9 protein-coding genes are annotated in these 13,842 nt (G+C 28.8%); all 9 read right to left on the bottom strand.

The window, feature by feature from the left end; translation table 11 throughout:
• Positions 1 to 226: 226 nt before the first annotated feature.
• The 9 genes from ACI48P_RS07475 to ACI48P_RS07435 all read right to left on the bottom strand — a co-directional run bounded on the left by ACI48P_RS07475 (position 227) and on the right by ACI48P_RS07435 (position 13,759).
• Entirely contained in the window at positions 227 to 3,583 is a 3,357-nt protein-coding gene (locus ACI48P_RS07475) for an AAA family ATPase (protein WP_475214861.1), read from the bottom strand.
• Positions 3,584 to 3,924: 341 nt separating this feature from the next.
• Positions 3,925 to 5,025 carry a site-2 protease family protein gene (locus ACI48P_RS07470; RefSeq protein WP_475214860.1) on the bottom strand — a complete coding sequence of 367 codons (1,101 nt, stop codon included), beginning with the start codon at positions 5,023 to 5,025 and terminating at the stop codon, positions 3,925 to 3,927.
• A gap of 93 nt (positions 5,026 to 5,118) precedes the next feature.
• The gene (locus tag ACI48P_RS07465; RefSeq protein ID WP_475214859.1) at positions 5,119 to 5,676 is read right to left on the bottom strand and encodes a TIGR00266 family protein; all 558 of its coding nucleotides are present in this window, start codon (positions 5,674 to 5,676) and stop codon (positions 5,119 to 5,121) included.
• A 195-nt stretch (positions 5,677 to 5,871) separates the two neighbouring features.
• Complete coding sequence (locus tag ACI48P_RS07460) at positions 5,872 to 6,303, bottom strand: hypothetical protein (RefSeq protein ID WP_475214858.1); 432 nt, start codon at positions 6,301 to 6,303, stop codon at positions 5,872 to 5,874.
• A gap of 192 nt (positions 6,304 to 6,495) precedes the next feature.
• On the bottom strand, positions 6,496 to 7,839 hold the full coding sequence (locus tag ACI48P_RS07455) for a sodium-dependent transporter (RefSeq protein ID WP_475214857.1): 1,344 nt from the start codon (positions 7,837 to 7,839) through the stop codon (positions 6,496 to 6,498).
• A 15-nt stretch (positions 7,840 to 7,854) separates the two neighbouring features.
• Positions 7,855 to 9,165: a sarcosine reductase complex component B subunit beta gene (gene grdF / locus ACI48P_RS07450; protein WP_475214856.1), complete on the bottom strand. Its 1,311-nt coding sequence runs from the start codon at positions 9,163 to 9,165 to the stop codon at positions 7,855 to 7,857.
• A 28-nt stretch (positions 9,166 to 9,193) separates the two neighbouring features.
• Complete coding sequence (gene grdG, locus ACI48P_RS07445; protein WP_475214855.1) at positions 9,194 to 10,480, bottom strand: sarcosine reductase complex component B subunit alpha; 1,287 nt, start codon at positions 10,478 to 10,480, stop codon at positions 9,194 to 9,196.
• Between the two features lie 272 nt (positions 10,481 to 10,752).
• Positions 10,753 to 12,075, bottom strand: coding sequence for a sigma-54-dependent transcriptional regulator (locus ACI48P_RS07440; protein WP_475214854.1), 1,323 nt, complete (start codon positions 12,073 to 12,075; stop codon positions 10,753 to 10,755).
• Positions 12,056 to 13,759, bottom strand: a complete 1,704-nt coding sequence (locus tag ACI48P_RS07435) for an ATP-binding protein (protein ID WP_475214853.1) — start codon at positions 13,757 to 13,759, stop codon at positions 12,056 to 12,058. The genes ACI48P_RS07440 and ACI48P_RS07435 overlap by 20 nt, the downstream gene beginning before the upstream one ends.
• Positions 13,760 to 13,842 lie beyond the last annotated feature (83 nt).

Here is a 13,842-nt window from a genome sequence, read left to right as displayed (position 1 = left end):
TTTCATTGCTAGATGACATTTTATAATCTTTGACACGTCCCCTGTTAAGTCAAATATTATTTATATATTAATTATATAATAAATAATTCCTCTTATCTTCTAAATCTTTTCATTATATGATTTTTTGAGAACATATTATTACTTAAGTAAGTTCTGACATAAAAAAGCATCCATATGTTAGATGCTTTTTTATATCCAATATATAAATTATAGGCTTTTATTATCTTCAATAATTAATCTTACTTAATACTACATCATCAGTAGTTATAACGTTAATATCTTTTAAACTCAATTTTTCATCATAAACCCTACTACTTTGTAATCTTATCAATTTATCTAAATAACTTTTAACTAATAGACCATTTTTCATAGTTGGATTCTTCTTATAAATCTCCGTAATAACTTCATGCAACATTTTCTCACTATCTTTAGAGACTTCAAATCCCTTTTCTTTCAATATATTTACACATATAGTATATAGCTCCTCAGATGTATAATCCTCAAAATTAAAATATATAGGGAATCTATAATTTAATGAAGGATTTAAAGCCAGCAACTTTCTAATTCCTTCTTTCTCACCAACTAAAACCAAATATATACGATTCTTATTTTGGTCTATAAACTTTATTAATGATGATACTATCTGCTCATAATTATCTTTATTTATCATATCATGAGCCTTGTATATTATTACAACTTTTTCTAAGGATTTATTAAAAATATCTTCTATGTTATTTCCTTTTTCGATCATAGATACTATCTCATTAATATCAAACTCTACAATGCTTTTAGCTTTTACCAATCCTCTGCTATAGTACATTTCTGATAAGATGTTTAGTGTTTTTTTCTTACCTGTACCAATGTTACCTGTAAACACTATATTTTTATATTTGTTTATTTCATTTTTTATTCCTAGTTTTTGTCTTTTTTCTTCTATCTTTATAAATTTGTATTGATTTCTTAGAAAGTCTTTTACCTTTTCACTATATACCAACTTTTCTAATTTTTCTTCTATATTAAATTCATTTTCATAATCTGATAAATCTACTTTTTCTATATCTTTTACAGTAATTAAATTCATTTCATATACACTAGTATCTTCTTCTGAAATTCTTATACTCTGATTTCTTATTAAGTTTTCCACATAGTTTCTAACCATTCTTCCATTGCCTGATTGGGAGTCTGATTTTTCATATATATCTACAAATCTATTTTTAAGAGATAAGTAAGCATTTTTCGATAACTTAAATCCTTTAGATTCTATTAATTTAATGGACATTTCTAAAAGTTCATTTGGGTTATAATCTGCAAAATTTGTCCATAATGGAAATCTTGATCTAAGACCAATATTTACATCAAAAAAGTCTTCCATATCTTCACTGTATCCAGCAAGTATAACTATTACTTCTTTAGAGTAGTCTTCTATAAGTTTTAGTAATGTTTCTACGGCTTCTCTACCTAAAGAATCATTGGCTAGTGTGTATGCTTCATCTATGAATAATACTCCACCTAAAGCTTCCTTAAATTTTTCTTCTGTTTTTCTAGAAGTTTCTCCTGGTATTTCAGAAACAAAGCTTGATCTATCAGTCTCTACAAGTTGTCCAGTTTTTAGTAGCCCCATACTGTTTAGCATTTCTGCTACTAATCTAGCTATACTAGTTTTTCCTGTTCCAGGATTACCTGTAAACACCATATTTAAGTTTTGGTCTATTTCAGTGTTTACCCCTACAGACTTTCTTTTTTCTTGTGCTACTATTAATTTGTATTGGCTTCTAAGTAATTTTTTTACATCTGATAGGCCTATTATCTCACTTAATCTTTTTTCCAAATCAAACTTTGCCTTTGCTTTAAAGTTAAAGTTATCTCTCTCTAATAAGTCTATTTCTTTATTTTTATTATTCAGATATTTTTTCGAAGCATCTAGTATAGCATTTTCTATTATATTTCTTGCAAATCTAGCATTTCCTAGATCATTTTTTCCACTTAGTTGATTTTTTGCAAATAAATCAATAAGGTCATTTTTCACATTTTTAGCTATTCTGTATCCCTTTGATGCAGCAATATTTACAGCTATTTCATACATCTGTGAAGGACTATAATCATTAAAATGGATTATATTTGGAAATCTTGATTTAAGACCTTGGTTAAATGATAAAAACTCTTCCATATCTTTTTCATAACCTGCTAGTATTACTACTAAATCATCTCTATTATCTTCTATTCCCTTAAGTAGTGCATCTACAATTTCTTTACCTACCTTATCTTCATTGCTCTCACATAAGGAATATGCCTCATCAATAAATAGCACTCCACCTATTGAAGAATTTATTATATCTATAGTTCTTTTAGCAACATCACTAGTATTCTCGCTTAAAAAATCCGCCTTACTTACTTCTTTGTAAACACCTTTTGTTAATACCCCAAGTGCATTTAAGTATTCATAGGTTACTCTAGCAGCATTTGTTTTTCCTGTACCTGCATTTCCAACAAATATCATATTCATAGATATTTTTGAAGTTTTTAATCCTAGTTTTTCTCTTATTTGTTGCACTCTAAAATTATTTTTAACATTTTTTATGAATTCTTTTAACTCATCTATCCCTATTATAGAATTTAGTTTGTATTTGGCTTCTTCTAATGTTGGTATTGAATAGTCATCTAGGTTAAATTGACCTCTATCACATTTTAAATATATATTATTATTTTCTACATAAACGATTATTGAACTTTGTGCTCGTATTTCTTCTTCTCTTATAAAGTTAGTAAGTGGCTTACAAAGTTTATATGATACATATTCATAAATCCCAAAGTTAGAGTCACTCTTATAACTTTCTTGTAAAAACTTATAAATTCCTATGTTCTCTCCAGTTTCTTCATTTTCTATAGCATCTAATATTATTTTTACTTTAGAGTTATTCTCTATCCTTTTGGCAGTTTCTTCTACTTCTTTTTTTAGTATTAAACTTCTTTCGTGCTTATTTAGTTTTTTTGTATGTAATACTAAATCTACTTTATTTTCAAAGTTTCTCCCAAATAAATCTTCTATTTTGAAGTTCTCATTTTCTGAAATAAAAACTAAAAACTTATTATGGCATATTATTTGATTTACAGTATTTTTTTCGTTTCCCTCATATTCTACTAAAAATCTATTTTTCATCATATAGTTTTTATCTAGCACAATACAGCTATTTGGTGAAACTTCTTTTACTGTGTTAATTATATCACTTCTTGCTCCTTCTATATTTTTAAATATAATACATTCTGATAGACTATTCAGCTTTTCATACAAATCTGTTAAGAATGCATTGTAGCCTAAGTTAAAGTTATAGGCTGATAAATCTATTATATCTACTTCATTAGTTGGTGATAGGTTGTACTTTTTCAAGTTTTCAAATATCAACTTTATACTTGTCTTTTTTGAAGTTTCTTTTTCTCCTATTAAAAATATCATTCCTTTTTCTTTTAATAGAGTTTTGTTTTCAAAGTAATTACATAAACTATGTAAATATTTACCTTGACCTATTAATTCTTTATTTAAATTTTTTTCTATTTGAGTAAATATAGATTTAATATTTTCATTCATAAGTTTTTGCCCCTTTTATCTATTTTCATAGTCTTATTATGTATTATTCTGTTAATTTAATACGATGTTTACCATATAAAAAGATGCTCCTACTCAAGTTCGTAATTCCGCCTCCCTTGATTTAAGTATTCCTGTGAAAAACTATATAGTGTGATATCATCTTAATATATGAACAATTTTAAATTATGAATTTCAAACAAGGGGGAATAGAATTAAAACCAGGGATACAATGGTAAGTGGTGGAAAATAAAAAAAGGCCTAAGAATAAACTTAAGACCTTTAAAAACTTACTTATTATATTTATATTTTTTCAATAAAATTAAACTTTAACCTATGCTAATTTATCTTTCAAATTTTTCATTAATAAATTCAATTAACTCTATTTCACTTTCAACTTCGGCTTTAATTGGATATGTTTTTTTCACTTTTTCCATTTCTTTAAGTATTTGTTCTACTTTTTTCATATCCTTTTCTATAATTAAATAATATGCATACATTAATCTTTTTCTATTTATATAACAATCTGTTATTTTTATATAGTTTTTTAATTCTTTAGTATATAAATCATTAATTTTTTCTATATTACCTTCACCTATTATCTCATAAAATAACAATTCACATTTTATTTCATTTTCATATAAGCTTATTATCTTAGGTCTATAATTAAGTAAAAACTCAAAATATTCTTTTGCTTTTTCAAAATCAAAGTTGTCATGATAATAATTAGCTTCCATAATTTTAATACTGCATACTAAAGGATTGCTAAAATCAGAGTTTTCATCTATATTAAACCAATCTAGTGGCATATCTTTGTATCTCATTCCTTTATGTAAAAGTCCATTCACCCTTAACTGTGTATAGAAACAATACTTCATAAGTTTATTTTTCATTATTGAAATAACATTATATCCATCATTAGCAACTCCACCAATTTTCATAGGGATACCATTTGTAATAAATATCATAACTCCAACAATAATTAATGATAAGAACAATTCATGTATATATCTATTTAAATGCAATGTTTTTATGGCTATTGAACACAAAATTACAACTAAACCATTCATAAGTAATCCACCTAAGTTATATAATACATATGATATTTTCTCGTAATTATCTTCCTTAGGCATCATTAGACATTGACCACCAGTTCCTTTTACATTAAACTTTTTCATAAGAAATTTATCATTCTCTTTGACTAGTGTTAAACTACCTACTCTAAATGAAACAAGCTCATATCCTGATAGTAAGCCACAGATTAAATGGCCTAATTCATGCAGTATTACTTGAATTAAAAATGCTACTAAAAATGATATTAGAAAAAGTAGTGTATCCCCAAATATATTACTAACTTCTATGTTGTCTGTTAATGACAAACTTACACCTATTAATCCACCAATAAATCCTATTAGCATTATTATGATATATCGTAATACCTTCATTGATTTTTTTTCTTTTTATTATCTTTAATTCTAATCACTCCCCTGATTATATACTTTTATGTTTCGAATAATATAACTAATATTATATTTTAATTAACCATTTTGAGATAAAACTATAGGCTTTCTAGTTTGAATCCATATTTCACCCGGCCCCTTAAATCTTGCTAAAAAGCCTTCTCCACTAAAAAATGACGATGCTAATCCTTTAGCCGCTAACTCTGTTGAGTATTCCATATCATTGTCCCATAAAACTAAATGACTAGAATCTACTATGTACTCTTGACCATGACTTAGATTTATCTTATGTATTGATCCACAAGAATTTACAAATAAAGTACCACGACCTTTAGTTCTAATTCCAAATAACCCTTCACCACTACCGAATATTCCTTTTACTTTAGCTTTTGTCTCTAGAGATAAACTTTCTGTACAAGCTAAAAAGTTCCCATTACTTATTCTTAAACTTTTACTTCCATCTAAATCTATCATAGTAATATCCCCTGATCCTGTTGGAGCTAACAATAACTCCCCATCTTCTAATGCTCTGTACTCTTGTAGTAGTGCACTTTCACCAGACATTACTCTACCAAACATTTTTCCTAAACCTCCAGCTTTTACATTTAAGTCAAAGCTTGGTGTCATTGCAACCATAGATCCTGCTTATACTATGTATGCTTCTCCTCTAGTTGCGTGTATTTTAAGTATTCTACTATCCCCTTGGCATAATAGTTCAAATTTTTCATTACTCATAGTTTACCTCCCACAAAATTTATTTAAATTATTCATCAATAATAATATTTATTAATTTTAATAATTACCTTTACATTAAACTCTATCAATATACTTCTAGCTTAAACACTCCTGATCTCTACTATATAAAAGTTCATTTATCTGTAATATATCAACTTTTTTATTTATCCCAAATATAATAACTGCATCTCTTATATTTTTTGAATAAAGTTCCCCACAATTACCTAACTTTAGTAGCTTATTAGTTTCTTCTAAACTAAATCCACCACCAATACAAATCATTAGTATCTTATCCCTGCTTGGTTTTTTACTACCATTTAAGACCTGATATCCATATGTTCTATCTATGTCAGCATTTTTTATTAAATCACTTTTCTTAATTCCTTTATCTTTTATTGACTCTTTAACATAATTAATAAAATCTAAATCTTTAAACTTATCTTCTATGCTATCTAAATAATTATCAAGATAATCTTCATCATCAATATTTTTTAATATGCTCATAAGTTTTATTGTCTCATTACTCATTAAGCAAACTCCTTAATTTTTATTCATTTATTATATCATATATGTATGAATCCTAACTACTCATTTCTTCTAAGTCCATATCAGTATGCTATATTATAGTAGGAATCATGAGTTTAAAATAATAAATCCCTCTACCTAGTTATTCTAGATAGAGGGATTATTAATTTATAGGGATAAATATTAATAATTAACTTACATTAAACCAGTTACCATTATTATAAATACTGCTATTGGTATAAGGTAAATAACTATTGGTTTCATAAACTTGTAAACCCTTACTTTACCCGCACCAATATTTACCTCATCCATATAGTTTTCATACTTCCACTTATAAGCAGTATATAAAGATATCATTAATGCCCCTAGTGGCATAAGAACATTTCCTGATATAAAATCTGCTAAATCAAAGAAGTTTCTTCCAAGTATTGTTATATTACTCCAAGGACCATTTGCTAATATACAAGGTATACTTAAAGTAAATATAACAAGTAGTGTTGACCATACCGCTTTCTTTCTTTCCAATTTAAATACTTCTGATATAGTACAAACTATAGCTTCTAAATATCCTATACCAGAAGTTATACCTGCTATTATTACTAAGAAGAAAAAAGCTGTCCCAAACATTACTCCTCCGCTCATTTGACTAAATAAGTTTGGCATAGTTACAAAAGTAAGACCTGGGCCTGCTGCAGGAGACATTCCAAAAGAGAATATAGCAGGGAATATTATAAATCCTGCAACTATTGCTATCATTGTATTTGATAATACTATTATAGTCGCATCTCCTGGTATATTAGACTTTTTATCATCTAAATAGCTACCGTATACGAATGCAGCTGCAACACCTATACCAATTGCAAAGAATGCTTGCCCTAGGGCTGCAAGAATGACCTGTGGAGTTATTTTACTAAAATTAGGTGTTAAATACCACTTAATACCTTCCATTGCATCTGGCAACATAACACTTCTAACTGCTAATATTATTAATATTACAAACAAAGCCGGCATTAGATATTTACAACAGTTTTCAATACCATCTTTAAGCCCTTTTGTAACAATAACTCCTAGTATTATTATCATTAACAAAGTGAAAAATATTCCTTGCATTGGATTTGCAATAAAACTAGAATAAACATTACTTACTTCTTCAATTGATAGTCCAGAAAAAGCACCCGTAGCCATTTTTAATAAATAAGCAAGCATCCATCCTATAACAACTGTATAATAAGACATTATTAGTAAAGATGCTATAACTCCAATCCAGCCAATTCCGACCCATAGACTACCTTTTTTAGTTAGTTTTCTCATTCCCTCTACTGGATTTAGATGAGTCTTTCTCCCAAGACCCATCTCAGCTATAAATAGAGGTATTCCTATTATTATAGATATTAATACATATACTATAAGGAATGCTCCTCCTCCATTAACTCCAACCATATAAGGAAATCTCCACACTGCACCAAGACCAATTGCAAAACCTATAGTTGACATTATAAAACCAAATCTACTCCCCCAAGACTCCCGATTTTTATCCATCAAATCACTCCATTTTTATTTTTCAAATACAGTTTGCTCTTCTACTTCTGTTGATAGGGCATTAAGTGCTCTTAATACAAGGCTTCTTCTTAACTTTTTACTTTCAACTTCTGTTAACTTTGGATCTCCTAAAGGATATGGTATACCTATTGCAGGTACTATTCTATTTGCTCCTATTGTTAAAGATATTGGTACTACAGTACATAGATGAACTACAGGGATTCCAGCTCTTTCTATTTCTTTTACCATCGTTGCACCGCAACGTGTACAAGTACCTCATGTAGATGTTAGAATTACTGCGCCAACACCATCTTCAACAAGTTTTTTAGAAAAATCTTCTCCAAACTTTTTTGCATTACCTACACTAGTGCCTGTACCTGTAGTTGTTATGAAGTAATTTGACATCTCTCCTATAACGCCTTCTTCTTCTAATTCTCTTACAACATCTAGAGGAACAACTAAGTTTGGATTTTCTAAAACAAATGCTCTATCATATCCACCGTGAATAGTAGTAAATTCATCCTTAGACATAGAATCTTTTCCAGTTAAGTCATAAATACCATATTTTGTTGCACTTGATGATTCTATTCTATCTGGGTTATTTGTTGGAACTATTCCCCCTGATGTAACTAAAGCAACCTTAACTTTTGACATATCAACAACTGCTTTATTTGGAGCTACTCTGTCAAACTCAGGCATTGGATATTCTGTTGCAAAAGATTCTTTAGCCATTTTTTTAACTAGCATATCTAAAGCTCTCTCAGAACCTCTCTTTTCATGGAAGAAATTCATTCTTATACCTCTCATGATATATCCTTCTTCTTCAGGTGGTCCTACTACTTCATTTTTAGCTAATTTTAATCCTAGTTTTGCAATCTTTGGAACTGATTTTCTAAGATCTGCAGCTGAGTTACCTGTTGATATAATGTGTAAATCTAGCTTATACATATCTACACCTGGATTTTCTACGTACATACCTGTAACAACTGGTATGTTTAATTCTTCTTCGACTTTTTTGCAAATACCACCACATGCTACTCCATATCTTCCCGCATTAAATGCTGGTCCTGCAATAAATAGATCAGGCTTTTCTTTTTTTATCATTTCTAAAAGTTCTGATGTTGCACTCTCCATGTTCTCACCAAAGTAACTATCTCCACAAATTACTGTAGCAACTATTTCAGCTTCATCGCCAAATTCCTTTTGAAGTGCCATACCTGGACCTACTACACCAGTTCTTTTTTCAGGTGGTATATCAGCTTTTTCTTCTCCACCGATTCCAGCAAAGAAGTTATTTATATAATGAACTACTCTAATTTTACCCATAAACTTATCCTCCATTATTTTTTATATTTTAATAATATCTAGCTGTTAAGTGATTGTATCCATTTGCTATAGTAGAGGCTATTATTATTTGAAGTTCTGCATCCATGCTTCCATCTTCGTTAATACATCCTTTGTAACCACCAATCATCATTTCTACATATTCTAATGTTCCTATTACCTTTTCCATAGCTGGGAAGTGTACTATTAAGTTACCTTGACCACAAGAAACCAAAGCATCTGCTTCTTTTGTTGCATCAGCAACAGACTGACTCTTACCATCCCTACCAGGAAATTCATCAGTTATTAATACTACATCAGCTCCAGCATCTGTACATTTTTTACAGTTCATCATAAGATCTGTGTCTGGGTTTCCATATCCTTCTTCAGTTATAAGTACACCATCTGCACCTATAAACTCAATAAGTTTTGCAACCATATCAGAACTTCTCTCTTTATCCATTAAGAATACATTTTCATTAGTTAATATTACACCAACAAAGTTTATATCTTTTCCATGTCTCTTATATAAATCTTCAATAACTGGGTTATTTAAGTGATGGAAAGTAGTTACCTTATCACAAGGAGCAACACAGTTACCAGATATTATTGCACCATCCATTATTTCTGTAGGATACATAAAAGTAGGTACCATTTCTTTAGCATCTACTCCGTAGTAGTAAGTATCATGTAATAACCCTTGAGATTGAAGCATATGTATATATGCTACTGTAGGTAAATCAGGGTATTGTTTTACTTGTTGAAGTAATGGTTTAGTTTCATAAGTTACTATCTCATCTGGCTCAACTGCTCTACCAGCTTCTCCTATGTAAGTAGCAACTTTTAACCCTGCAAGTCTTGTTGCTTTTTCATAATCATGTGTTTCTAATCCTTCTCTTGGCTCAACTACTATACATAAGCTGTTAGTTTGTGAAAAAGGAGTATACTTAGCAGTAGGACCACTCATGTCTATTATACCTTCTTGAAAACCTACAATACTTCCGCAAGTAATAACATTTGAACCAACTAGCGCATGAGTTCTTCCATTTCCAACAGTTTTTACTTTATTTATAACACCAGGGAATATTTCACCATCTCCACTTACCTTAACCCTTGGCTCAATAACATCTTTTACTGGAGCTATTCTTATTGATTCACCTGGTCTAGCTAATTCTACCTTTACTCCTACAAACTTTTCATCTTCTAAGACGATTTTTTCTACATCTTCTTTATTAACGTATAGAGTTGAGTTTTTTACTTCTGTTTGCTGTCCAAACTGAATATCCTTGATAAATATTTTGCCTAGTTCCAACTTCATATAATGTACCTCCTTATAGACTTTTGCCTTATATAACTAGCATTAACTATGCCAAAAAACTAATAATTGTAATTTCAATATAGAAATTACCAATACAAACCCTATAATATAAAGGTTTTTTCAATAAATAAAAGTTAAAAATAAAATAAAAAAAGATAAACAATAAATAGAATCGTTTATCTCTTTTATAAGTATCCATTAATTGAGAAGTTTTTTTCCCACTTTAGTATGAAATTTTCTTCTCACACGCTATATAATCTATATGAATATTGTTATCTAATATTATATTCGGTTATTTTGTTAGTTAGTTGCCTTCTACTAATATCTAATTTTTTAGCTGCTTGAGAAATATTATTCCCACATGATAATAAAGCTTTTTCTATGTACTCGCATTCAAACTCTTTTCTTATCTCTCTAAGCGGTCTGATACTTTCTTTCTCAGGTGTTTTATGAATATTAGTTATTACTGGTAGCCCCCTGTTTGTTATCCTTTTACCATCGCTTAGTACTACTAATCTACTTATAATATTTTTTAATTCTCTTATGTTTCCTGGATAGTCATAGTTTAATAAAAATCCCATAACGTCATCATCAACAGATGTTATATCTTTATTAAATTCTTTTTTATATTTATTTAAGAAAAACTGAATTAGATCATCTAAATCTTCTTTTCTTTCCCTAAGTGGTGGTATTGTAAGTACGATTGTGCTTATTCTATAAAAGAAATGTTCCCTCATTGTCCCGCCTAAGATTTCATCTTTTGGATTTTTATTAGTTGCGCTGATAAGTCTAAAGTCTACTTCAAAAGGTTTGTTGCTCCCAAGTCTTTCTACTACCTTATTTTCTAATGTTCTAAGAAGCTTTACCTGAACTCCTAAAGAAACATCTCCTACTTCATCTAAAAATAAAGTTCCACCACTTGCCAACTCAAATCTACCTTTTCTAGATTCATAAGCACCTGTGAAAGATCCTTTTTCGTGACCAAATAACTCTGACTCTAAAAGATTGTCTGAAAAAGAGCAACAGTTTATTGCTACATACTGATTATCCTTTCTCATACTATTTTCATGTATAAATCTTGCAAAAACATCTTTTCCTACACCTGACTCCCCAAGTAATAGAATATTAACATTACTTTTTGCAGCAGTTTTAGCAAGTTCTATAGTTTGAGCAAATTTTTTATTTTTAGTATTTAAAGTGTATTTTCCATTGTTGTTTAATTCTTTTTCTTTAGTTACTATTGTATTTATTTTTTCTAACTCTTCTAATAAACTTTCAACTGAACTACCTTTAATAAAATAATAATATGCTCCTTTTTTCATTGCCTCTACAGCGTTCTCAATACTTCCATATCCTGTTACCATTATTACTCTAATATTTTTATCTAACTTCTGTATTTCTTCAAGTAGTTCTACACCATTCATATTATTCATAATAAGATCAGATAAAACTACATCATATTTTTTATTACTTTTAAGTATTTTTAAAGCTTCTTGACCACTATGAGCAACATCTGCTATATGTCCTTTTTTCTTGAGTATTTTTTTCATTACTTCACTATATTGTGCTTCATCATCAACTATTAATATCCTCATAATATTTAACCTTCTCCCTATTTATTGGAAGCTTAACATGAAAACAAGTTCCAACTTTTTCATTACTTTCAACATTTATTTCTCCATTTTGTTTTGTAACAAGGTTATAAACGATGTATAGACCAAGGCCAGTCCCTTCCCCTACTGGTTTTGTAGTATAGAATGGATCAAAAATATTATCAATATCTTTAGCTCTTATTCCTTTTCCATCATCTTTAATATCTATATACAAATAATCACCTTTGACATAACAATCAATTATAATAACTCCATGGTGACTAACTGCATCTATTGAGTTAGATAATAAATTTGTTAATATATGATTTAGTAACTCTACGTTTATAGATAATACTATTTCACTACAATTTATAGATACATTTATGTTTTTGATTAATATACTATTTTTTTCTCGATCTAATAAATTAGTTATAAATTCGCGTAGGTTTAGCTCATACTCCAAATCACTAGTTAATTTACCAAAACTCAATAGATTGGTTACTATATTGCTAGCTCTGTCTACATTTGACTCTATCTCTTTAACGTACTCATTTTTTTCATCTATACTAATATCATCATCTTTAAGTAGATAACAATAATTACGAATTATACCTAGAGGGTTACGAACTTCATGAGCAACTCCAGATGCAAGCTGGCCAATAGCTGCCATTTTACTATCTCTAATTAATTGATTCTCTACCTTCTTTAATTCTTCTGATTTTTCTTTTATCTCTTTCTTTAATATATATGTGCTTCCAGAAATAATGTATATTGAAACTAACATGGCAATAAACAATATATATACAATTTTAGGTTGTGGGTTTTGATATATTATTGAATTAATATCACTACATTCATATTTCCATTTATCTATTATACTATCGTACACGCCTGTTTTTTCTAGCTGAAAAATGCCCTTATTTAAAATCTTTACTAAAGTTTCTTGACCTTTTGGAACTGCTAAACATGCTTTTTTCATATAAATTGGATCACTTAGTACAGTGTATTCCCTTCCAAGATCCAATTGTTTAATGTAGTGATTTAATACAGGTTCATCACCAACTACAGCATCTACTTTCCCATCTAATAAGTACTCTACAGATGTTTTAACGTCAGGAGTTAATTCAATATCGATGTCATTAACTCTACTATTCAAAAACTCAATTGAGTAGTCACCTTCTATTATGGCTACATTTTTTCCTTTTAGGTCATTATAGTTATTAATACTTTTATTGTTTTTTTCTTTTAAAATATTTCCATTTAATGAATATAATGGGTCTGTAAAAAGATAATCTTTAGATCTATCTTCTGATTTTATTAAATCAAAAAAATCAATAGAATTGTTTGATAAATCATCTAATGATTCCCTCCACCAGTCATGCTTTTGAAAATCAATTTTCTGCCCAATAGTAATTGATAAAGAATTGATTATATCTACTGCTATACCCTTATATTGATTGTCATTAGCATCTTCATATCTTAACGGTGGTGATGTCTGGTCTGAACCAAAAACTAAGGTACCATTTTCAACAAGCCATTGTTTTTCTTTTGACGTTATTGGTTTTGCTTTTTCAATGAATTCTTTTAAACTAGTGTTATATTCAAGTTTTACATATATACTAAAAACTATGGTTGTAACAAGAAGTGAATAAATTATTCCAATAATAATTACGTTTCGTTTCCTCATTATTTACTCCTTTAATCATAAATATATATTATTAAATTCTACATTAAATTACAAAATCCTCCAGTACTAACGAGTTGCTATTA

This window comes from Romboutsia sp. LXY-2, from assembly GCF_056171995.1.
The sequence above is the reverse complement of the archived record's forward strand: the minus strand, read 5'-3'. Positions and strand labels throughout refer to the sequence as shown.